19 protein-coding genes and 3 pseudogenes are annotated in these 21,170 nt (G+C 65.9%); 17 read left to right on the forward strand and 5 right to left on the reverse strand.

The window, feature by feature from the left end; genetic code table 11:
- Positions 1-106 (forward strand): annotated as a pseudogene (locus OC184_RS15660) (IS5/IS1182 family transposase); the annotation flags it as partial.
- Positions 107-288: 182 nt separating this feature from the next.
- On the opposite strand, the pseudogene OC184_RS15665 reads toward OC184_RS15660, so the two are convergent.
- From OC184_RS15665 to OC184_RS15675, 3 genes and pseudogenes are all read right to left on the reverse strand, one after another.
- Positions 289-406, reverse strand: a pseudogene (locus OC184_RS15665) (IS110 family transposase); the annotation flags it as partial.
- A gap of 98 nt (positions 407-504) precedes the next feature.
- Positions 505-2,250, reverse strand: a complete 1,746-nt coding sequence (gene dhaL, locus OC184_RS15670; protein WP_265508111.1) for a dihydroxyacetone kinase subunit DhaL — start codon at positions 2,248-2,250, stop codon at positions 505-507.
- Positions 2,251-2,263: 13 nt separating this feature from the next.
- Positions 2,264-3,073 (reverse strand): sugar phosphate isomerase/epimerase family protein, encoded by an 810-nt coding sequence (locus OC184_RS15675; protein WP_265508112.1) that lies wholly within the window; start codon positions 3,071-3,073, stop codon positions 2,264-2,266.
- A 153-nt stretch (positions 3,074-3,226) separates the two neighbouring features.
- Between OC184_RS15675 and OC184_RS15680 the strand changes: the two genes are divergently transcribed.
- The 6 genes from OC184_RS15680 (at position 3,227) to OC184_RS15705 (ending at position 8,733) form a co-directional block, all read left to right on the forward strand.
- On the forward strand, positions 3,227-4,081 hold the full coding sequence (locus OC184_RS15680; protein WP_265508113.1) for a transketolase: 855 nt from the start codon (positions 3,227-3,229) through the stop codon (positions 4,079-4,081).
- Positions 4,078-5,109, forward strand: coding sequence for a transketolase family protein (locus OC184_RS15685; RefSeq protein WP_265508114.1), 1,032 nt, complete (start codon positions 4,078-4,080; stop codon positions 5,107-5,109). The genes OC184_RS15680 and OC184_RS15685 overlap by 4 nt, the downstream gene beginning before the upstream one ends.
- A gap of 25 nt (positions 5,110-5,134) precedes the next feature.
- The gene (locus tag OC184_RS15690) at positions 5,135-5,890 is read left to right on the forward strand and encodes an SDR family NAD(P)-dependent oxidoreductase (RefSeq protein ID WP_265508115.1); all 756 of its coding nucleotides are present in this window, start codon (positions 5,135-5,137) and stop codon (positions 5,888-5,890) included.
- A gap of 62 nt (positions 5,891-5,952) precedes the next feature.
- A complete protein-coding gene (locus OC184_RS15695; RefSeq protein WP_265508116.1) occupies positions 5,953-6,918 on the forward strand; it encodes a TRAP transporter substrate-binding protein in 966 nt (321 codons plus the stop codon).
- Complete coding sequence (locus OC184_RS15700; RefSeq protein ID WP_265508117.1) at positions 6,918-7,466, forward strand: TRAP transporter small permease; 549 nt, start codon at positions 6,918-6,920, stop codon at positions 7,464-7,466. The genes OC184_RS15695 and OC184_RS15700 overlap by 1 nt, the downstream gene beginning before the upstream one ends.
- A gap of 10 nt (positions 7,467-7,476) precedes the next feature.
- Positions 7,477-8,733, forward strand: coding sequence for a TRAP transporter large permease (locus tag OC184_RS15705; protein WP_265508118.1), 1,257 nt, complete (start codon positions 7,477-7,479; stop codon positions 8,731-8,733).
- Here the strand turns inward: OC184_RS15705 and OC184_RS15710 are convergent.
- Together OC184_RS15710 and OC184_RS15715 are read right to left on the reverse strand one after the other, a co-directional pair.
- The gene (locus OC184_RS15710; protein WP_265508119.1) at positions 8,730-9,695 is read right to left on the reverse strand and encodes a LysR family transcriptional regulator; all 966 of its coding nucleotides are present in this window, start codon (positions 9,693-9,695) and stop codon (positions 8,730-8,732) included. The genes OC184_RS15705 and OC184_RS15710 overlap by 4 nt on opposite strands.
- Positions 9,696-9,861: 166 nt before the next feature.
- On the reverse strand, positions 9,862-10,563 hold the full coding sequence (locus tag OC184_RS15715; protein WP_265508120.1) for a GntR family transcriptional regulator: 702 nt from the start codon (positions 10,561-10,563) through the stop codon (positions 9,862-9,864).
- A 257-nt stretch (positions 10,564-10,820) separates the two neighbouring features.
- Here OC184_RS15715 and OC184_RS15720 point away from each other — a divergent pair, with 257 nt between their 5' ends.
- The 10 genes and pseudogenes from OC184_RS15720 to OC184_RS15765 all read left to right on the forward strand — a co-directional run.
- A complete protein-coding gene (locus OC184_RS15720; RefSeq protein WP_265508121.1) occupies positions 10,821-11,675 on the forward strand; it encodes a sugar phosphate isomerase/epimerase family protein in 855 nt (284 codons plus the stop codon).
- Positions 11,672-13,390: a dihydroxyacetone kinase family protein gene (locus tag OC184_RS15725; RefSeq protein WP_265508122.1), complete on the forward strand. Its 1,719-nt coding sequence runs from the start codon at positions 11,672-11,674 to the stop codon at positions 13,388-13,390. The genes OC184_RS15720 and OC184_RS15725 overlap by 4 nt, the downstream gene beginning before the upstream one ends.
- A gap of 58 nt (positions 13,391-13,448) precedes the next feature.
- Positions 13,449-14,507 (forward strand): 4-hydroxythreonine-4-phosphate dehydrogenase PdxA, encoded by a 1,059-nt coding sequence (locus tag OC184_RS15730; protein ID WP_265508123.1) that lies wholly within the window; start codon positions 13,449-13,451, stop codon positions 14,505-14,507.
- A gap of 54 nt (positions 14,508-14,561) precedes the next feature.
- Positions 14,562-15,554, forward strand: coding sequence for a tripartite tricarboxylate transporter substrate binding protein (locus OC184_RS15735; protein ID WP_265508124.1), 993 nt, complete (start codon positions 14,562-14,564; stop codon positions 15,552-15,554).
- 94 nt (positions 15,555-15,648) lie between these two features.
- Positions 15,649-16,161, forward strand: coding sequence for a tripartite tricarboxylate transporter TctB family protein (locus OC184_RS15740; protein WP_265508125.1), 513 nt, complete (start codon positions 15,649-15,651; stop codon positions 16,159-16,161).
- Between the two features lie 12 nt (positions 16,162-16,173).
- Entirely contained in the window at positions 16,174-17,679 is a 1,506-nt protein-coding gene (locus OC184_RS15745; RefSeq protein WP_265508126.1) for a tripartite tricarboxylate transporter permease, read from the forward strand.
- A 52-nt stretch (positions 17,680-17,731) separates the two neighbouring features.
- Entirely contained in the window at positions 17,732-19,120 is a 1,389-nt protein-coding gene (locus OC184_RS15750; protein WP_265508127.1) for a flagellar biosynthesis protein FlgA, read from the forward strand.
- 15 nt (positions 19,121-19,135) lie between these two features.
- A complete protein-coding gene (gene otnK / locus OC184_RS15755; RefSeq protein ID WP_265508128.1) occupies positions 19,136-20,389 on the forward strand; it encodes a 3-oxo-tetronate kinase in 1,254 nt (417 codons plus the stop codon).
- Positions 20,386-21,039, forward strand: coding sequence for a 3-oxo-tetronate 4-phosphate decarboxylase (otnC, locus tag OC184_RS15760; RefSeq protein ID WP_265508129.1), 654 nt, complete (start codon positions 20,386-20,388; stop codon positions 21,037-21,039). Before otnK ends, otnC begins: the two co-directional genes overlap by 4 nt.
- Positions 21,036-21,170, forward strand: a pseudogene (locus tag OC184_RS15765) (isomerase); the annotation flags it as partial. The gene otnC and the pseudogene OC184_RS15765, both read left to right, overlap by 4 nt.

Consider the following 21,170-nt stretch of genomic DNA (forward strand, 5'->3'; position numbering starts at 1 on the left):
CGGCAGGCTTAAAGACTGGAGGCGCGTGGCGACCCGCTACGACCGATGCCCAAAGGTCTTCCTATCCGCGATCGCCCTCGCAGCTGTCGTCATCTATTGGTTATGAATCCTGACCCTAGGCAAGGTTGGCCACACGGGTTCATCAGGCGAAACTGTGATGCGGCTCCTCCGGGACCTCACCGGCCGCACCGCGCCGCCAGTAGGCTGGAGAATATCGCGAAATACGTCGAACTCGCATCCAGCCCAGGCATGAAGGTCGTCGTATGGCTGGACACGAGCAAGTGCCTACGCAAGCACCCGGACGCGTCTTATTCTCTTGCGCAGAACGGCCCACTCTGCGCCGCCGGCTCCATGCACTTGGAACACTTTTCGCCAGATCGAGCCCGACCGTAATAGTCTTCGACATGACCGCTCCCCTTTGTGGATCCTTAGCAGACCCGCCCTGGCACATCAAAAGCCGTCGGGGGCGGTTACATCATCAACGCAGGTGCGGCGCGTTCACATTCAGCTGGCACTCGCAGGGCAGCTCTCCGCCATTGCGGCCAGGATCAGCTGTGCCGAGGCCGCTCCGGGATCGACGTGGCCGAGCGACCGTGCGCCCAGCTTGGCGGACCGGCCGCGGCGGCTCTCGATCTGCGCGGTGCGGTCGCGGCCTTCAGCGGCGGCTTCGGCTGCGGCCTGCAGGCGTGCGGCCGGATTGTCCTCTGCCGCCGCAGCGGCCGTTGCTGCAGGCAGCCAAGCGTCGATCATGGTCTTGTCGCCGACAGACGCACCGCCGCGGGACAGGATACCGTCGCACATTCCCTTGATCCAGGCTGCCATGGCCGGGCCGTCCAAGTTCAGCCGGTCGGCGACAGCCGCGCCGCCCGAGGTGAAGGCGCTGGCATAGAGCGGCCCGGTGGAGGCGCCGACCGCGTCCAGAAACGCCGCCGACATGCGGTGGCAGAGGGCAGTGATCGTCTCTGCCTCCGGCGCCTCGTCCAAGGCGCGGCTGATGGCGGTCCAGCCGATCTCCATCGTAATGCCGTGGTCGCCGTCGCCAATGATCCCGTCCAACTGCGACAGCCAATCGCGGTGGTCAGTGATTGCCTGCGCCGCCGCCCGCATCATCGCGCGGAAGGCCTGCGGCGTGACGGGCCCCTCGGAAGCCAGTCGCGACAGGTCCTGCGTCGGGCCTGCCTGCGCCGCAACTCGCGCCGTGCGGCTGCGGCGGGCGGGCAGCGGTGCCGGAGTACAGCCGACCGTCAGCGCTGCCGTGCGGCAAGGCCGGTCCAGCAGGGCGGCCAGGTCGTCGTCCAGCCGCATCAGCGTAACTGAAGCGCCCGACATGTCCAGCGACGTGCAGTATTCGCCAACCCAGGTGCGATGGATCGATATCTCACGTTCCGACAGCACTTCCGCCACGCGGCGGTTCAGGACATAGAGCTCCAGCAGCCCGGTCGCGCCGAGGCCGTTCACCAGAACCGCGACACGGTCGCCGGGGTTGGCGTTCATGTCAGCCAGGATCGTCTGCATCAGCTCATCGACCAGATCATCGGCGGTGCCAAGCTGCGCCGACCGCATGCCGGGTTCGCCATGGATGCCCATGCCAATCTCCATCCGGTCAGGCGCAATCGTGAAATGCGCCTGACCCGTCTGTGGCATTGAACAGGGCGTCAGCGCGACCCCCATCGACCGGGTCGCCGCATTTGCAGCACGGGCGGCGGCCAGGCAGCCGTCCAGGTCGCGCCCCTCATCTGCAGCGGCGCCCGCGATCTTGAAGACGAAGAAGTTCCCGGCAATCCCGCGCCGATCCCCCTCGTGTCCGGCAGGGGCCGAGGCCACGTCGTCAGTGACGGCCACGGACGCGGCCAGTATACCCTCGGCCTTGCAGGCGTCGACCGCCATGTCGAAGTTCATCACGTCGCCGGTATAGTTGCCATAGAGGAACAGCACGCCCGCGCCGCCCTCGACGGCCCGGGCAGCGTCCATCACCTGCTGCGGACCGGGCGATGCGAAGACGTTGCCGACCGCCGCCGCATCGGCCAAGCCCCGTCCGACATAGCCGGCAAAGGCAGGCTCGTGCCCCGAGCCGCCACCGATGACTACGGCCACCTTGTTGGCGCGGGGGCCGTCCACGGCGACAACGGCGCGCCCGGTCGGGCCCTCCAGCGAAAGCATGTCGGGATGGGCGGCAATCATGCCGGCCAGTGCGTCGGTTACGATGTCTTCAGGCGCGTTCAGCAGGCGCTTGGTCGCGTGGTTGCTCATAGTCCCCTCCATCTCAGGTGACGATGCGGCGCGCATGGGCGACGGTCTGGTCCAGCCAAGGGCGTTCCTGCGCCTGCGCTTTGTCCAGGCCGTGGCCAAGGGGCAGCCAGTGTTCCAGGATGCAGCTGGTGTCGGGCGGGCAATGCGACAGTTGCGCGAGGACCCAGTCTAGCGGTGCGCGGCCCTGTCCCAGAGGCACACCTTGGATGCGGAAGCCGACGCCGTAGGGGTCGGGCAGGATCTCGTAGTCCTTCAGATGCAGGTTGATTGTGAAGGGCGCCAGCAGGCCGACCGTTTCCTCGGTCCATTCGCCGGCACAGATTGAGTTGGCGACGTCCAGGCAGACGCCCAGCTGCGGGTTATCCACTGTCCGCAGCAGGTCCACCATGCGCGGCGAGGGGTAGTTGAAGTGGTTCTCGATCGCGATGCGGATGCCAGCCTCGCGCGCCGCAGCCAGCAGCGGCCGCAACTGCGCGGCCAGATCGGGAACAGGCATTTCGGCGTCCGCGGCGTCCAGCGCCACCCGCAGGATCCGGGCTCCGATGCGGCGGCCGATCACCAGATAGCGGGCGACCTGATCAGAGTCGAAACTTTGCGTGCCAAGCTCCAGCGCGATCCCGCGGGCCTGCGCATCCTGTGCCAGCCGGTCCAGTTCTGCGTCGGACAGCCGCTCCAGCGGCATGTTGTCGGCATATTGCACGACCTCCAGCCCGCGTGCCTGCGCCTCGGCCAGCAGGTCAAAGGGCGTCATCGGCTGCGCAGGATGCTGATCGCCGATGCCAATGTTCCAGCGGAAGGCATAGCTGCCGAGTCCGAGTTTCATGATGTTCCCCCGATGAGACCTTGTCAGACCTTGCCCAGAGCGACCCACGTTTCAATTTAGATTTTCTACACAGTTATGTAATTTTTCCGACCTTACGTGACGGCGCCCATCGGCTAGCGTTTGGCATGGGCCGCAAGACCCTGGGAGGATGACATGACCGCGATCCAACGACCCGCCTATGGTTCCAACATTTCGCTGGCCCGCCGGGCCTGGGCAATCCGCCGCCATGCCCTGCGCATGGGGCAGGTGCAGGGACAGGGCTACATTGGGCAGGCGCTCGGCATCGCAGACGTGCTGGCCGTGGCCTATTTCCATGGCATGGACTATCGTCCCGAGGACCCGGAATGGGAGGGGCGCGACCGCTTCCTGCTGTCCATCGGCCATTACGCCATTGCGCTCTATGCTGCGCTGATCGAGGCGGGGATCATCCCCGAGGAAGAGATCGCGACCTACGGCATGGACGACTCGCGCCTGCCGATGTCGGGCATGGCATCCTATACGCCGGGCATGGAAATCACCGGCGGATCTCTGGGTCACGGGCTCGGGATTGCCGTCGGCATGGCGATGGGCCTGCGACGCAAGAAGAACCCGGCCTTCGTCATCAACCTGATGTCGGATGGCGAACTCGGCGAAGGCTCGACATGGGAGGCCGCGATGTCGGCCAGCGCGCAGGGCTTGTCGAACCTGATCTGCCTGGTGGACTTCAACGACCAGCAGGCCGACGGGCCGTCGACGCAGGTGCTGACGGCGGAACCGGTCGCCGATAAATGGTCGGCCTTCGGCTGGCACACACAGCGCGTCGACGGCAACGACATCCAGGCCGTCCGTGCGGCCTTCGACGCCGCCCGTGCCCATCCCGACCCGCAGCCGCGCGTGATCGTCTGCGACACGACCATGTGCAAGGGCGTACCGTTCCTCGAGACCCGGGAGATCACCCACTTCGTGCGGGTCGAAGCCGACGAATGGGATCGCGCTCTGGCCGTTTTGGACGAAGGACAACCGCAATGACCCACGCCAGCCTTGCCCGCAAATACGAACCCCGCCACGCGCCCGAAGGCCCTCGCGCCGCGACCTCGGCCATGATCGCGTCGCTGGCGGCGGAAGGTTATGACACCGTCGCGGCGCCGTTCGGCCAGGCGCTGGTGGACCTGGCCAGGCGCGACGACCGGGTCGTGGGCCTGTCGGCGGATCTCGCAAAATACACCGACATGCACATCCTGGCGCAGGCAATGCCGGACAGGTTCCACCAGATGGGCATGGCCGAACAGCTGTTGATGTCGGCGGCCGCCGGCATGGCGCGCGAGGGCTTCCTGCCCTTTGCCACGACCTACGCCGTCTTCGCCAGCCGCCGCGCCTATGACTTTATCGCCATGGCGATCGCCGAGGAGAACCTGCCGGTCAAGATCTGCTGCGCCCTGCCGGGGCTGACGACCGGTTACGGCCCCAGCCATCAGGCGACCGAGGATCTGGCGATCTTCCGCGGGCTGCCGAACATGACGCTGATCGATCCCTGCGACGCGGCCGATATCCAGGGCATGGTTCCCGCGATGGCCGCGCATCCCGGTCCGGTCTACGCCCGCCTGCTGCGCGGCAAGGTTCCCGACGTCATCCGCCGGCACAAACCCGACTATCGGTTCGAGCTGGGCCGCGCGCAGATGATCCGGGAGGGGGGCGACGTGCTGGTCGTGTCGACCGGGATCATGACGATGCGGGCGCTGGACGCGGCCGTGCGGCTGGAGGCGGAAGGCATCGGCGTCGCCGTCCTGCACGTCCCGACGATCAAGCCGCTGGATCGCGACACGATCTTGGCCCAAGCGGGCAAGGGCCGCCTGCTGGTCACGGCCGAGAACCACACCGTCGTCGGCGGCTTGGGCGAAGCGGTCGCTACAACCCTGATGCAGGCGGGGGTCACACCCCGCTTCCGCATGATCGGCCTGCCCGACGAGTTCCTTGAGGCCGGCGCGCTGCCGACGCTTCACGACATGTATGGCCTATCCGTCGATCGGGTGGCCGAAACGATCCGGGGCTGGCTGTAAGGCCCCCAAGAAAGGAGACTGGCCCATGGGGCTTCTTGACGGAAAATTCGCCATCGTGACGGGTGCGGCCTCGGCCCGCGGTCTGGGCAAGGCCACGGCACGACTGTTCGCGGAACACGGCGCAACGGTCGCGATCCTGGATCTGGACGCCACTGCCGCGCAGGCGGCCGCCGACGATCTGCCCGGCACGGGCCATCTGGGCCTAGCCGGCGACGTGACTGATTTGGACGCCTGCCGCGCGGCGGCCGACCGGCTGGCCGGCGACTGGGGCCGCATCGACATCCTCGTAAACAACGCGGGCATCACCCAGCCCCTGAAGTCGCTGGATATCCAGCCGCAAAATTATGATGCGGTGCTCGACGTGAACCTGCGCGGCACGCTCTACATGAGCCAAGCGGTCATCCCCGTCATGCAGCGCCAAAAGTCCGGCAGCATCGTGAACCTGTCCTCGGTCAGCGCGCAGCGGGGCGGCGGCATCTTCGGCGGCCCGCACTATTCGGCAGCCAAGGCGGGCATCCTGGGCCTGACCAAGGCAATGGCGCGCGAGTTCGCCCCGGACCAGATCCGCATCAACGCGATCTGTCCCGGCTTCATCGCAACCGACATCACCGGCGGCAAGCTGACGCCGGACATGATGGATGGTATCCTTGCAGGCATCCCCATGGGCCGTGCCGGTGAGGCCAACGATGTTGCAGGATGCGCGCTGTTCCTGGCCTCGGACCTGTCCGCCTACTGCACGGGAACGGAAGTCGACGTGAACGGTGGATCGTTGATTCACTGACGAAAATCCGCTGGCCAACGGAGGGGCCAGCGGTCCACAACGCAATCGAAGGGAGGAATGACATGACCAAGAACCTGCTGACCGGCCTGATGCTGTCTATGGCCCTGGGTGGCTCGGCCGCCGCGCAAGAGGTCATCTTTGCCCACGGCGCCGCGCCGGGCAACCCGCGCGACGTCGCCGCGCAGGAATGGGCCGAGACCTTCGCCGCCTGCACCGAGGCTGACGACACCGTCAACGTCGCCGGTGCGGCGACGATGGGCGACGATGTCGAGATGCTGACCTCGGCCAGCGCGGGCATCATCCACGTCACGGCGAACAGCCAGGGCGCGATGTCCCAGATGGTGCCGGAAATCGGCCTGCTGGGGCTGCCCTTCCTGTTCCCCGACCTGCCCACCGCGTGGAAAGTGATGGACGGCGAAATAGGCCAGATGCTGGACGAACGCGCGCAGGCGACCGGTCTCAAGATCCTGGGCTTCTGGGACAACGGCATCCGCCATGTCAGCCACATGACGAAAGACGTGCCGGAACCGGCGGACCTGGCGGGCATGAACATCCGCACGCCGCCCGACCAGATGACTGTTGACATCTTCAGCGCACTTGGCGCCTCGCCCGCGCCGCTGTCGTTCTCTGAACTGCCGACGGCACTGCAGTCGGGCGTCTTCGACGGGCAGGAGAACCCGCTCACAAACATCTATTCGTCGAAGATCCACGAGATCACCAAGTTCATAACACTGACCGGCCACAAGTACGAAGCGACGCCGGTTGTCGCCGGCATGGCATGGTGGTCCGGCTTGGACGAGGCGACGCAGCAATGTGCGCTGGACGCCACCGCGAAGGCCGGAGAAACGCAGCGCCAGCTTTCGCTGGAGGCGGAGGAGAACCTGCGCGCTAACATGGAGGCCGAAGGCGTGACCTTCGCCGAAGCCAATCGCGACGCCTTTATCGAGGCGACTGCGCCAGTCTATGACAAGTATGCCCAGAGCTTCCCCGAACTGGTCGAGGCGCTGCGGGCTGCGGCAGGCCAGTGATGTCCCGCAATGTGCAGGGGGATAGCGTCCCCCTGCTGCGCACGGCCAGGGGACTGGCAGGCATGATCGAGCTGTCGGGCAAGCTGATCGCGGTCAGTTGCTTGGGCTTCATGTTCGTGGCCCTGCTGGTCAACGTGATCCTTCGTTATGCCTTCGCGGGCGGTATCCCCTGGGCTTACGAGGTCCACGCCCTGCTGCTGCCCTGGCTGGTCGCGGGCGGGGTCGTCATCGCGGCCGCAAACGGTGCCAACATCGCCATCACCCTGCTGCCGAACATGCTGGGCGCACGTGGCGGGCGGCTGCTGCTGGGCGTGGTGCAGGCGCTGATCATGATCATATCAATTGCGGTCCTGATCAGCAGCCAGCCGATCCTGCGCGCCGCGCAGTTCCAGACCCTATCCACCTTGGGGATCAGCCAGTGGTGGGGCTATTCCAGCCTGGTCTTTGCCTTTGGCGGAATGGCCGCCATCGCGGCCATCGACATCCTGCGCGTGATCTTCGCCGGTCTGACCTGGGACAGTGATCCCGGTCATAACAGCCTCAGCTGAGGAGGTCGACATGACCACGACTATGATATGGGTCTTCTTCACGCTGATGGCACTGGCCGTGCCGGTCGCGCATGCGATGCTGGGTGGCACCGCCTTTGCCCTGTGGGTGGAAGGGCGTCCGCTGGCGGTCATCGCGCAGCGACTGTATTCGCCGACGCAGAGCTTTCCGATGCTGGCGGTGCCGTTCTTCATCCTGGCGGGCAGCCTGATGATGCAGGGCCGGTTCGGCGAATACCTGGTCAACATCGCGCGGCTCTTCGTCGGCAACCTCAAGGGTGGGCTGGGCCAGGTTTCGATCATCGGGTCGGTGATGTTCGGGGGCGTGTCGGGATCGGCCGTGGCGGACGCGACGGCGATGGGCAACGCGCTGATCCCGGTCCAGAAGAAGGCGGGCTATCCGGGCGGGTTCGCTGCGGCGGTCAACGCCTCGTCCTCGACCATCTCGGTCCTGATCCCGCCGTCGATCCCGCTGATCCTTTACGGGCTGGTGGCGAATGTCTCGATCATTGACCTGTTCGTGGCGGGCATCCTGCCCGGCGTCATGCTGGGCATCGGGATGTTCGGCTGCGTCTGGTGGGTCGCCTCGCGCCGAAACCTGTCCCGCGCTCCTTTGGAGGGTGGCTTTCGGGCCTTCCGCAGCCAATTGCTTATGGCGATCCCTGCGCTTCTGATGCCGGTCTTCGTCATCGGCACCTTGCGCTTCGGCGTCGCGACGCCGACCGAGGTCAGTGTGATGGCCGTGGCTTATGCGCTGGTGATCGGCGGGCTGATCTACCGCGACCTGACACCACGGGCCATCTGGCGCGCATCCGTGGAGACAGCGATGATGACCGGCGCAGTGATGCTGATCATCATGGCCTCGTCAACGATCCAGTGGCTTCTGACGGCCGAGCAGGTGCCGCAGAACTTGGCGCTGTGGGTGACCGGCAACATCACCGAGCCGTGGATGGTCATCCTGGCCCTGAACCTTGTAATGCTGATCGTCGGCGCCTTCCTGGACCTTCCGGCCGCCGTTCTGCTTCTGGGGCCGCTATTCGTGGGCATCGGGCAGGCGATCGGGCTGGACCCGGTCCAGCTGGGGCTGATGATGGTCGTGAACCTGTCGATCGGACTCTATACGCCGCCGGTGGGAACGACGCTGTTCATCTCAGCTGGGATCGCCAAGGTCGGGATCGCGCAGACGGTGCGGGCGCTGGTGCCGTTCTATCTGGTCGCGCTGCTGGTCCTGATGTTGATCTCTTATGTGCCTGCGCTGACGATCTACTAGGGCGTGCCGGGCGGCGCCGCTTGCCGGAACCGGCAGCCGAGCGCCGCCAGGCAATCCCGGGCCTCGGCCTCGTGTTCGTGGGCCCGGTCGGCGATCCAGTCGGCAAAACGCGCCACGATGCGGCGGTTCATGTGGCGCGGCGGGCAGACCATCCAATAGGCCGGAAAGTCGATGACTTCAAAGTCGGTGGACAGTGGCACCAGGTCGCCGCGCCGGATGTCTGCCAGGCACAGGTTCACGCTGTCCAGCGCCAAGCCCATGCCCTGCCGTGCCAGTTCCAGCGACATCGAGGACCGGTCGAAGGCCATCGGATATGTTAGGTCGGGCAGGTCGATCCGCATCATTGCCAGCCAAAGGTCCCACCGGAACTGCGCCTTCACGCTGTCGATGAGCGTCGCATGGCGCAGCTGCTCCACCGGGTCGTCAGACAACTGGCGCAGCCGCAAGAGATAGTCGGGGCTGCACATCGGGATCACCAGGTCATGCATCACCTGGGTCACCGACAGACCAGCCCATTCGCCGTGGCCGTATCGCAGGTCGAAGTCGATGGTTTCGGTGTCGAACGCCGTGAAGTCCTGGGTCGCGTCCACCCTGATCGCCCAGCCCGGATTGTCGGCAAGAAAGGCACCAATGCGCGGGCCCAGCCAACGAACACCAAAGCTAGGACTGACGCGCAGGATCAGGTTGCGCAGGTCGCGATGCCGCGTGATGGCCCCGCGTGCATTGCGGATGGCGCCAAAGGCTTGCGTTGCCGTCTGGTAGAGGATCTCGCCCTCCTGCGTCAGGATCAGCTTGCGCCGTTCGCGGCGGAACAGGCGCACGCCGAACTGCCCCTCCAGCAGGCGCAACTGTTGGCTGACGGCGGATGGCGTCACTCCTAACTCTGCGGCGGCGGCCCCAACGGATCCCTGCCGGGCGACCGTCTCAAAATACTCGATTGCCTTGATGTTGATGTCGCGCATGGGCCGGACCGTCGGTCAATCCAGCTTGGTTGTCCATATAACTTTATTTCCGGAGCCTGCAGCCGACTCTGATGATGTGACCGCTCCGCTTTGTGGATCGTTGCAGACCCACCTTGGAACACAGATGCCGTCGGTGGGCGGTCACATCATCAGAGCCAGATCAGGGTCAACCAGGTGCACCTGCCCCTTCCAGGTTATCGCGAACCCTAATCCAGGCTTGCGTCAGGTGGCGCCCCAGCACGTCCGACATCCGCTGCGCGTCCCGCGCCTCGAGGGCTTCGATCATGTCCTGATGTTCAGACACGGCGCTGGCCCATTTTTCAGCGCCTTCGTGTCCGATGAAGCGGACCCGCTTCAGCCGCATCTGCAGCCGCGCGTGTACCTCCGACAGCGCCTCATTGCCAGCAAGGGCCACTATTGCACTGTGGATGGCCTGGTTCAGCTTGTAGTAGTTCAGTCGGTCGCCTCTTTGGTAGCAGTCGATCATCTGGTCGTGCAGCTTGCGAACCCCCACGATCGCGTCATCGTTAGCGACTTCGCAGGCCCGGGTTCCTGCGCTCTGCTCCAGGATGCGGATCACCTCCAGCATGTCCTGGATCTCCTTGGCCCCGAAGGCCTTCACGACGGCCCCGCGCAGTGGGATCAGCTCGACCAGGCCTTCGCTGGCCAGAAACTTGATTGCCTCGCGCAAGGGCGTCCGAGACACGCCCAGTTGCGCGCCGATCTGCCCCTCGTTCAGCCGGGAACCCGGCGGCAGGTGCCCCTCGATGATCATGTCCCGCAGCCGATTCAGGATCGCCTCGTGCAGCGAATGCCGCTCGATCCGTGCTTCCGGCAGCGGAAGGTCGTTTTGAACTGGTTGCGTCATACGTGGAACTGGCTCCGATATCTCGGTCCTCGCTAAGCGCCCTCACAGCGCAAGTCAACATTGCCTTCTGTCTTCTGTATACAGAGTACTTGATGCAGTTACCGGAGCGTGGTAGCGATTCGTTCGAGGAGGACGCCGTAGGAGGAGTTGCGGCGGCAACAGGGGAGGAGCAGATGGCGCAACGATGGAATGCGGGCGAATGGCCTATCGCGGCTGCCATGATTCCGTTTCCCGGGCGGATGTCTGACGGAACCTTGATGCAAGATGCGGTGCCTGAGGTCTGGGCTGCAAATCTTGCCGAGGTCGCGGATGCCGGTTTCGACTGCGTTGATCCGACCGATTCTTGGCTCCGGGTTGCCGATCTTGATGGGGCCCGCCGTCATGAATTCATCGCCATCTGCAAGGCCTTGGGCTTGCGCATTCCGGCCATTTCGACCTCTCGTCGCAGCGTGATCGACCCGCAGCATGGCGACGAGTATTTAGCCTACAGTCACCGCGTGATCGACACCGCCGCCGAACTGGGCGCAGGTCATGTCAGCTTCGGCCTTTTTGGTCCGTTCACGCCCGCGCAGCAGAAAGCGCTGTGGTTCTGGACCGAGCAGGGCGTGCAAAACCCAGATGATCCGGCGATCTATCGCCGGGCCGTCGGCCGGATCCGAGAGCTAGGCTGCCATGCGGCCGAGATGGGCGTCCAGATCGCGCTGGAGATGTACGAGGACACCTACCTAGGAACGGCCGCCGATGCCGTGCGCTTCGTGACGGATGTGGATCACCCGTCGGTCAAGCTGAACATCGACATTGGCAATCTGATCCGCCTGCACCGCCCGGTCGAGCCGTGGCCTGCCATGATCGAGGCCTGCGCACCCTTCGCGGGCTACTGGCACGTCAAGAACTACTATCGGATCGAGGACCCATCCGGGCTGGTGATGTCGCACCCGGCACCTCTGCTGGGCGGCACGATCAACTGGCGCGCAGCGATCCGGCATGCATTGGACCTGGGGTTCGACAGCCCGTTCCTGGTCGAACACTACGGTGGCGACGGCCTGGGCGTTTGCGCCGAGAACCGAGACTACATCAGACGTATCCTGTCGGGGAGGACAGCCAAAGCATGACCAAGGTGTTCGATCAGCCCGATGAATTCGCGACCACAGCGCTGGCCGGCTTCTGCGCCGCCAATGCCAACCGCGTGGCCGCCGTGCCGCATGGCGCCGTCAGGGCCGCGCCCGGGGCGCAGGGAAAGGTTGCGCTTCTCGTGGGCGGCGGGTCCGGACACTATCCGGCTTTCCTCGGATATGTCGGCGCCGGCCTCGCCGATGCGGCGGTGGCGGGCGACGTATTCGCTTCGCCATCGACTGCCTGGATCCACGGCGTGGCCAGGGCCGCCAACCGGGGCGGCGGCGTCATCATGGGGTTCGGCAACTATGCCGGCGACGTCCTGAACTTTGGCGCCGCGGCCGAGCGACTTCGCAGCGAGGGCATCGACGCGCGCATCCTTGCCGTCACCGACGATGTCGCCAGCGCGGGACGTGACGAGGTTTCGAAGCGGCGCGGCGTGGCGGGCGACCTTCTGGTCTTCAAGGTCGCCGGCGCAGCAGCCGAGGCGGGCCTCGACATCGACGCGGTGATGGAGGTGGCCGAGCGCGCCAATCTTGCCTCGGTCTCCTTCGGCATGGCCTTCGACGGCTGTACGCTGCCCGGCAAGACAGCGCCACTATTTACGGTCGAGGACGATCACGTCGCGCTTGGTCTGGGGATCCACGGAGAACCGGGCATCCGGACCGAGCGGTTGGTCCCGGCGCGCGATCTGGCGGGGATGCTGCTGGCGCCGCTGCTGGCGGAGCGGCCCGAGGGGCATGAGGGGCGTGTCGCAGTCGTCCTGAACGGGCTGGGGCGCACCAAATACGAAGAGCTGTTCGTCCTCTGGCATCATTTGACAGGAATGTTGGCCAAGGCCGGCCTGACCGCGGTCGATCCCGAGGTGGGCGAATTCGTGACCAGCCTCGACATGGAGGGGTGTTCGCTGTCGCTGATGTGGCTGGACGACCAACTGGAGGAATACTGGCGCGCACCTGCGGATGCGCCCGCCTTCCGCAAGGGCACAGTGGCGAAAGCCGCAGGAGGAAGCGAAGCTGCACCCACGGTGACCGAGGCGGTAGCGGAAGTCCTGCCGGGATCGGCTGAATCGCAAGAGGTCGGTGCCTGCATTTCAGCGATCATGGATAAGCTGGCGGCGGTCCTGTCGGAGGCCGAGGAAGAGCTTGGCCTGATCGACGCGCAGGCCGGTGATGGTGACCACGGACAAGGCATGGCGCGCGGGTCGGCCGCCGCCGCCGCCGCGGGACGGGACGCTGTCAAAGCGGGGGCGGGGGCGGCGACCGTCTTATGCCTGGCGGGCGATGCATGGGCCGACCGGGCTGGCGGGACGTCGGGCGCGCTCTGGGGCGTGCTGCTGCGGGCCTGGGGCCAAGTGCTTGGCGATCAGGAGCGTCCGTCGCCGCAGATCGTAGCGGCCGGGGCGCAGGCGGCATTGGATGCCGTAGTGCGCTTGGGTGGCGCAAAGCTCGGTGACAAGACGCTGGTTGACGCGCTCGTGCCGTTCGTCCAGACGCTGACCGCCGAGACGGCCGCCGGCACCTCGTTACCCGAGGCTTGGTCGAAAGCCGCCGCTGCCGCGACCGCCGCAGCGGAGGCGACGGCGCAGATGACGCCGCGCCTTGGCAGGGCGCGTCCCTTGGCCGAGCGGAGCCTGGGCCACTGCGATGCCGGTGCGGTTTCAATGGCATTGTCGGCCCGCTCGGTCGCCGACGAATTGAAGACGAAGGCCTGATGCCGGCCATGGCCGTCGTCATGTTGCAGATGAACCTAGACATGGAAAGGGCTCGCCTATGCGCGTTGCACTAGCGATCGGAGATGCGGGCGGCGTGGGGCCCGAACTGGCGGCCAAGCTGCTGACACACGGGGACCTGCAGGGGCAGGATGTCGTTGTCGTCGGCGATGCCAGCGTTCTTGCGATGGGCGCGCGTCACGCCGAGGTCGATCTGGACCTGCCGGTCGTGTCGGCGGACCAGGTGAACGTCCTGCCGAGCGGGCACGTCCTGCTCGACTTGGGAAACTGCCCCGCGGGCGGCACCGTTCTGGGCCAGTCCTCACCGGAAGCTGGTGCAGCTTCGCTTCAGAACTTCGCCACCGTGCTGCGGCTGGCCAAGGCCGGTATCGTGGATGTCGTGATGTTCACGCCGTTCAACAAGCATTCAATGCGTCTGGCCCGGCCCAGCTATGTCGACGAGATCGGCTTCATCGACATGACGCTTTCCAGCGACCGCAGCGGCCGCGAATTCAACGTACTTGAAGAGGTCTGGAACGCCCGCGTCACGTCGCACATTCCGTTGCGCCAGGTGGCCGAGACGCTGAGTGTCGAGCGCATCCTTGGCAGCCTGCGCCTGACGGCCGAAGTGATGGCCGGTGCCGGCAAGCCCGGCGCCCGCATCGGCGTCGCGGCGCTGAACCCTCATGCCGGTGACGGCCGCAACTTCGGCCACGAGGACGATGACATTATTGCCCCTGCCGTCGAGGCCGCCGTGGCCGAGGGCATTCCAGCAACCGGACCCGTGCCGTCGGACACGGTCTTCGTCCGCGCGACCCGCGGCGAATTCGACGCGGTGCTGACGATGTACCACGACCAGGGCCAGATCGCGATGAAGCTGATGGGCTTCGATCGCGGCGTGACCCTGATTGCGGGCTATGGCTTTCCGATCGTCACGCCGGCCCATGGGACGGCCTTCGACATCGCAGGAAAGGGCAAGGCCGACCTTGGGGCGACGCTGGAAGCGGCGCGCTTGGGGATCCGGCTGGCCAAGCTGAATCCGGCGAGCGGCAATACCGTGCCGCTTGCCGAAGGCTGGGCGACCGACGAGGTCGCGCCAAGCCGCTCTGCCGCCGAATAACCACTGTCATGTCCCGCCCCGGGAGGGGGCGGGATTATTCTTGAGGAGGAAGACATGACCTATTTGAAGACCGCACTTCTGGCCGCCACGGCCATTGCCGCAGCCGCGCCCGCGATGGCCGAATGGGCGCCGTCGCGCCCGATCGAGTTCGTGGTCGCTTCGGGTGCCGGCGGCGGGACCGACAATTTCGCCCGCACAATCCAAGCCACGCTGAACCGCGAAGGCATCATCGACAATTCAGTCGTGGTGCTGAACAAGGGCGGCGGTTCGGGCGCCGAGGCGTTCCTCTATGCAATGCAGAACGAAGGCAACGCCCACAAGCTGATCTTCGGCACGAACAACGCCTACCTGCTGCCGCATGTGGCACAGATGGCCTATTCGATGGAGAACCTGGACCCGGTTGCCGCGCTGGCGCTGGACGAATTCCTGATCTGGGTCAAGGCCGACGCGCCCTATCAAACCGCCACCGAATTCGTCGAAGCCGCCAAGGCCGAGCCGGGCAGCGTCACCTTCGGCGGCAGCCAGTCCAAGGACACCGATGAGACGCTGGTGTCGCTGATCGAACAGACCACCGGCGCCGATTTCAAGTATGTGCCCTTCAACGGCGGCGGAGAAGTCGGTGTCCAGCTGGCCGGCGGTCACATTGATGCACATGTGAACAACCCCAACGAGGCCCTTGGGCAGTGGCAGTCCGGCGCGATCCGCCCCCTCTGCGTCTTCTCGCCCGAGCGGATGGCCGAGAGCGAACCGATCCATGACGGAAAGGGCTGGCAGGACATCCCGACCTGCCAGGAATCGGGCATCGACATCGCCAGCTATCGTATGCCACGCACCGTCTGGATGCCCGCTGGCGTCGATGAGGAGGCCAAGGCCTTCTACACCGATGCGCTGCGCCAGGTCGCTGAAAGCGACGCTTGGCAGGAATACCTGGACAAGACTTCTCAGACCGGCGTCTTCCTGTCGGGGGACGAATTGACCCAGTTCATTACCGACAACGAGACCAGCACCGTCGAGGTCTTCGCCGCCGAAGGCTGGACCAGCCAGTAACGGTCTGTCACGCCCCCGCCGCCACGACGGCGGGGGCATTCTTGTCCGGATCGGCGGCAGGGGCCCGTCGACCTGCAGGCGGAGAGGGGGGACCATGACCGTCAGACGTTTCCACGCCGAGATTGGAACGGCACTTGTCACCGGTGCCGTCGGCGCGACCGCCGCCATCGGCGCCACAAGCCTTGGCTATGGCTGGGAGGAAAGCGGCCCGCAGCCGGGCTATTTCCCTTTCTATGTGGGCCTGATCCTGATCGCCGCCAGCATCTGGAACCTCGTCTCGGCCGTCGCGGCGCATCGGCAGGCATCAGCGGATGCCAGTGCCGGCGGCGAGGCCGAGGAACCTTTCCTCGGACGCGAGCATCTGGACCGTATCGGTCGTTTCATGGGCGCGATGGTCGTCTTCGTCATCGCAACCCTGTTTCTGGGGATCTATGTCGGATCGACCGGCTATATCGCCTACAGCGCCTGGCGCCAAGGCAAGTACCGCCCGATTTCGGCGCTGGCGATGGGGGCGGGCTTTGCCGTGTCGCTCTATGTGATCTTCGAAGTCATCTTCAGGATCCCCCTTCTCAAGGGTCCGATCGAACCGCTTCTGGGCATCTACTGAGGGAACCCGCCAATGGGCAATTTCGACCTGCTGATGCAGGGCTTCGGCGTCGCGATCACGCCGATGCACCTGCTGCTGATGGTGGCCGGCGTCCTGATGGGGCTGGTCGTGGGGGTGCTGCCTGGTCTTGGGGCGCCGAACGGGGTGTCGCTGCTGATCCCGCTGACCTTCTCGCTCGACCCAACCTCGGCGATCATCCTTCTGTCGTCGATGTACTGGGGCGCGCTCTTCGGCGGCTCGACCACGTCGATCCTGTTCAATATTCCGGGCGAACCCAGCTCGGTCGCCACGACCTTCGACGGCTACCCCATGGCGCGTTCGGGTGAATCGACACGCGCGCTGACACTGGCCTTCATGTCCGCCGGCATCGGCGCGCTGACGGGCGTCATTGTGATCACGCTGCTGGCCGGGTGGGCGTCGAATTTCGCGCTGCGCTTCGGGGCGCCCGAATATTTCGCGGTCTACTTCCTGGCCTTTGCCGCTTTCATCGGCATGGGCAGTGCCGCGCCCATGAAGACGCTGGTCGCGCTGACTACGGGCCTGCTGCTGTCCACCGTGGGCATGGACACCATCACCGGCTCGGTGCGGCTGACCTTCGGTTATTCCGAGCTGCTTAGCGGGATCAGCTTCCTGGTGGTCGTCATCGGCCTTTTCGGCATAGGCGAACTGCTGTCTACCGTGCAGGAGGGGCTGCGCTTTCGCGGCGTCGCGTCAAGGATCGATCTGCGAGACGTGCTGAAGACCATCGCCGAGCTGCCGCGATATTGGGCGACGTCGGCCCGGTCGGCGCTGATCGGGATCTGGATGGGTATTACGCCCGGGGGCCCCACGGCGGCGTCCTTCATGAGCTATGGCATCGCCCGGTCCGCCTCCCGCAAGGGCAAGGCCTTCGGCACCGGCCGGCCGGAAGGGATCATCGCGCCCGAAACCGCTGACCACAGCGCGGGCAGCTGCGCCATGCTGCCGATGCTGGCGCTTGGAGTGCCGTCCTCGGCCACGGCTGCGGTGATGATGGGCGGGTTGATGATCTGGGGCCTGACCCCCGGCCCGATGCTGTTTGCGACGCAGCCCGATTTCGTCTGGGGCCTGATCGCCAGCATGTATGTGTCGAACCTGATCGGCGTCGTCTTGGTCCTCGCCACAGTGCCGATGTTCGCGGCACTGTTGCGCATTCCCTTCGCTGTCATCGGTCCAATGATCGTCGCGATCTGCTTTGTGGGCGCCTACACGGTCTCGAACTCGACCTTCGACCTTTGGCTTGTGCTGCTGTTCGGCCTGGTCGGATACCTGTTCAGCAAGCTGGATTATCCGATTGCACCCCTGGTTCTGGCCATGGTGCTGGGCCACAAGGCGGAAAACGCCTTCCACCAGTCGATGGTGCTGTCCGACGGATCGCTTGGCATCTTCTTCGCCAATCCGCTGGTCAGTACGATCATGGCAGTGGGCATCGCGCTTCTTGTCGTGCCGAAGGTTCTGGCCTTTGGTTCGCGCTTCCGCCGCCGCATTCCGGTCGAGTGACGGGCGCGGCCCCCAAGGCCGCGCCGCCTCTCCGCATCAACAGCAGGATAACATGGACCATCTGCGATACTTCCGCGGCCTGGGCACGCGCCAGGTCGAATGCGCTATCGTCGGCACCGGGGGCTTCGGCCGCAGCTTCCTGTCGCAGGCGCGGCGGGTGCCTGGACTGGCCTGCCGCGTCGCGGTGGATCGCTACGCCGGAATCGCGGCCAGCGCGCTTGGCTCGGTCGGGCACTCGCCGGACCGGATCGCGATTTGCGCCGACGTCGCGGCGGCGACCGCTGCGTGGGACGCAGGCCATGCCATTGCGGCGGCGGACCTGGCCGTTATCTGCCACCTGCCTGTCGAAGTGGTGCTGGAGGCCACCGGCAACCCCGAGGCCGGCACCCGCCATGCTCGCATGGCGATTGAGGCACGCAAGCACGTCGTCATGGTCACCAAGGAGACCGACAGCGTCGTCGGGCCGATCCTGGCGCGCATGGCGGCGGAACGGGGGGTCGTCTGCTCTCCGGTCGACGGCGATCAGCCGAGCCTGCTGATCGGCCTGATCACTTGGGCGCAGGCCATCGGCCTGACCATCGTCGGGGCCGGAAAGTCCAGCGAGTATGACTTCGTCTTCGATCCTGGGACGGGCAGCATCACCAGCAATGGCGTGACGGTGCCTGCACCCGGCTTCGGCGACTGGATCGACGCCGGAAACCGTCCCTGGACCGATGTCGTCGCGGCGCGGGCCAGGCTGGCGCAGCTGCCGCAGCGGGCGGTGCCTGACCTCTGCGAGATGGTGGTCGTGGCCAACGCCCTTGGCCTGGGACCTGACCGTCCTGACTATCATGCGCCGATTGCGCGGATTACCGAGATCGCCGACATGATGGCGCCACGGGCTGACGGTGGCCTGCTGCTGGGTCGCGGACAGCTTGATGTCTTCAACTGCCTCCGCCTTCCGGGCGAGCCGAGCTTCGCCGGTGGCGTCTTCGTCACGGTGACCTGCGACGACGACGAAACCTGGCAGATGCTGCGCGAGAAGGGCCATGTCGTCGCCCGGAATGGCCGCACCGCGATGATCGGCAATCCGCGACATCTCTTGGGTCTGGAGGCCGCCACCACCGTCTTCGAGGCCGCGCTGCTGAACGTGTCGTCCGGGACCGAGAAGCCGCGTCCGGTTATGGACCTGACGGCCCATGCCGACGCTGACCTGGCGGCAGGTGCGCTCTTGGTGGCGGAGGGGCATCACCACACCATTGCCGGCGTCTCGGGACGGATGATGCCTGCGCAGGTGCTGGGGGACGATGCGCCCATTCCGTACTATCTTCTGTCGGGCTGCCGGCTGAAGCGTGACGTCCCCGCCGGCCGCATCATCCTGTGCGGCGACGTCGATCTTGACAAGGCGTCCGAGATCTACCGGATGCGGATCGCGCAGGATGCCGTCACGGATTGGGCCTGAGGAGAGGGGAACGACATGCTTTTGGGCTGCATCGGCGACGACTTCACGGGGTCGTCGGACCTTGGCAACACGCTGGTCAAGGCGGGGATGCGGACGGTTCAGTATTCCGGCACGCCGACGCATCCCGCTGACCCCTCGGTCGAGGCCGGGATCGTCGCGCTGAAGTCACGCTCGATCCCGGCGTCAGAGGCGGTGCGCCAGTCGCTGCAGGCGCTAGACTGGCTGCGGGACCAAGGCTGCCGCCAGATCCTGTTCAAGTACTGCTCGACCTTCGACTCGACGCCGGCTGGCAATATCGGTCCCGTGTCCGAGGCGCTGGCGGACGCGCTTGGGGCCGACCGGGTGATCTTCTGCCCGGCTTTTCCGGGGACGGGGCGGACGATCTATCAGGGCCACCTGTTTGTGGCCGACAGGCTTCTCAGCGACAGCGGAATGGAACATCACCCCCTGACCCCGATGACGGACCCGGACCTGCGCCGCTGGCTGGGGCTGCAGACGGTGCGTGCGGTCGGGCATCTTCCGGCTGCCGCAGTCTGGCAGGGCTCTGATGCCGCCCTCGCACGACTGGAGGCCGAGGCCGAAGCTGGCCGACCCTTCGTGATCGCCGATGCCATCAGGGACCAGGATCTGCTGACCCTGGGTCGGGCCGTGGCGAACCTGCCGCTGATCACCGGCGGATCCGGGATCGCGCTCGGCCTGCCCGACAACTTCCGCACCCAAGGCCTTTTGAACCTTGCTACCCCATCCTGGCGCGGCGAGGCGGGGCCGGTCGCGGCGCTGTCGGGTTCCTGCTCGCGCGCGACGCGGGCGCAGGTGGCGCATCATGTTGCATCCGGCGCACCGGCGCTGGAGATTGACGCCGAAGCCGTCTTGGCCGGCAGAACCACGGCAGAGGACGCCGCCACCTGGGCACTGGCACAGCCGGGGCTGCCGCTAGTGTATTCCTCTGCCGATCCCGAGGCGGTGCGACAGGTCCAGGACCGCCACGGCGCCACCGAGGTGGCCACGCGCCTGGATGCATTCTTTGCAGCCACTGCGCGCCTTCTGGTCGCCGGCGGCGTGACCCGGTTGATCACCGCGGGCGGCGAGACATCGGGAGCCGTGGTCGAAGGGCTGGAGCTTTCCACTTTGGAGATCGGGCCAGAGATCGACCCGGGTGTTCCGGCAATGCGGGCAGGAGAGCGGCTGGTCCTGGCGCTCAAGTCCGGCAACTTCGGGGCCGAGAACTTTTTCGCCAAGGCTGCCGTGATGCTGGAAGCAGGAACATGAGCACCGAGACGCAACTTCGCGAGAAGCTCTGCCTGCTGGCCCGGTCGATGTTCGACCGCGGGCTGACGGCAGGCTCCAGCGGCAACATCTCGGTCAGGACCGAGGACGGGGGGCTTCTGGTCTCGCCCACGGGAACCAGCTTCGGGCGGCTGGACCCGGCGCGCCTGTCGCGGTTCGATGCCGCAGGTCGTCACATTGACGGCGACAGGCCCACCAAGGAGATGCCGCTGCACAGCGCGTTCTACGAAACCCGCAGCCGTACCGCGGCGGTGGTGCACCTTCATTCCTGCCACGCCGTCGCATTGTCGACGCTGCCCCAGGCGGACGAGGACGATTTCCTGCCGCCGATCACTCCTTATGCGCTGATGCAGTTGGGCCGGGTGAAGCTGCTGCCCTACTTTTGCCCCGGCGATCCCGCGATGGGAGACGCGGTACGCAGCCTTGCAGGACGCAGATCCGCGGTGATGCTGGCGAACCATGGCCCGGTGGTTGCCGGGCTGGATCTCGAGGCGGCCTGCAACGCCATCGAGGAGCTGGAGGCAACCGCACGGCTGGCGATGCTGCTGCGCGGTACCACCCCGCAAATGCTGTCGCCGCAGCAGGTGGCCGAGTTGCAGCGCATCCACGATGTTGCCTGGGGCGAGGCATGACCCGGTTTTCAGCAAATCTGGGTTTTCTCTGGGCGGAACTGCCGTTGCCGGACGCCATCGCAGCTGCCGCGCGCGCGGGATTCGCCGCCGTCGAGTGCCATTGGCCCTACGACACGCCGCCGTCAGATGTG

The organism is Paracoccus rhizosphaerae, from assembly GCF_026162645.1.
Lineage (GTDB): Bacteria > Pseudomonadota > Alphaproteobacteria > Rhodobacterales > Rhodobacteraceae > Paracoccus > Paracoccus rhizosphaerae.

Coding starts and splice junctions, on each gene's coding strand:
- OC184_RS15680 (WP_265508113.1), top strand. CDS start 3,227: ATGACCGCGATCCAACGACCCGCCTATGGTTCCAACATTTCGCTGGCC.
- OC184_RS15700 (WP_265508117.1), top strand. CDS start 6,918: ATGTCCCGCAATGTGCAGGGGGATAGCGTCCCCCTGCTGCGCACGGCC.
- otnK (WP_265508128.1), top strand. CDS start 19,136: ATGCTTTTGGGCTGCATCGGCGACGACTTCACGGGGTCGTCGGACCTT.
- OC184_RS15725 (WP_265508122.1), top strand. CDS start 11,672: ATGACCAAGGTGTTCGATCAGCCCGATGAATTCGCGACCACAGCGCTG.
- OC184_RS15745 (WP_265508126.1), top strand. CDS start 16,174: ATGGGCAATTTCGACCTGCTGATGCAGGGCTTCGGCGTCGCGATCACG.
- OC184_RS15690 (WP_265508115.1), top strand. CDS start 5,135: ATGGGGCTTCTTGACGGAAAATTCGCCATCGTGACGGGTGCGGCCTCG.
- OC184_RS15740 (WP_265508125.1), top strand. CDS start 15,649: ATGACCGTCAGACGTTTCCACGCCGAGATTGGAACGGCACTTGTCACC.
- OC184_RS15750 (WP_265508127.1), top strand. CDS start 17,732: ATGGACCATCTGCGATACTTCCGCGGCCTGGGCACGCGCCAGGTCGAA.
- OC184_RS15675 (WP_265508112.1), bottom strand. CDS start 3,073: ATGAAACTCGGACTCGGCAGCTATGCCTTCCGCTGGAACATTGGCATC.
- OC184_RS15695 (WP_265508116.1), top strand. CDS start 5,953: ATGACCAAGAACCTGCTGACCGGCCTGATGCTGTCTATGGCCCTGGGT.
- OC184_RS15710 (WP_265508119.1), bottom strand. CDS start 9,695: ATGCGCGACATCAACATCAAGGCAATCGAGTATTTTGAGACGGTCGCC.
- otnC (WP_265508129.1), top strand. CDS start 20,386: ATGAGCACCGAGACGCAACTTCGCGAGAAGCTCTGCCTGCTGGCCCGG.
- OC184_RS15735 (WP_265508124.1), top strand. CDS start 14,562: ATGACCTATTTGAAGACCGCACTTCTGGCCGCCACGGCCATTGCCGCA.
- dhaL (WP_265508111.1), bottom strand. CDS start 2,250: ATGAGCAACCACGCGACCAAGCGCCTGCTGAACGCGCCTGAAGACATC.
- OC184_RS15685 (WP_265508114.1), top strand. CDS start 4,078: ATGACCCACGCCAGCCTTGCCCGCAAATACGAACCCCGCCACGCGCCC.
- OC184_RS15705 (WP_265508118.1), top strand. CDS start 7,477: ATGACCACGACTATGATATGGGTCTTCTTCACGCTGATGGCACTGGCC.
- OC184_RS15720 (WP_265508121.1), top strand. CDS start 10,821: ATGCAAGATGCGGTGCCTGAGGTCTGGGCTGCAAATCTTGCCGAGGTC.
- OC184_RS15715 (WP_265508120.1), bottom strand. CDS start 10,563: ATGACGCAACCAGTTCAAAACGACCTTCCGCTGCCGGAAGCACGGATC.
- OC184_RS15730 (WP_265508123.1), top strand. CDS start 13,449: ATGCGCGTTGCACTAGCGATCGGAGATGCGGGCGGCGTGGGGCCCGAA.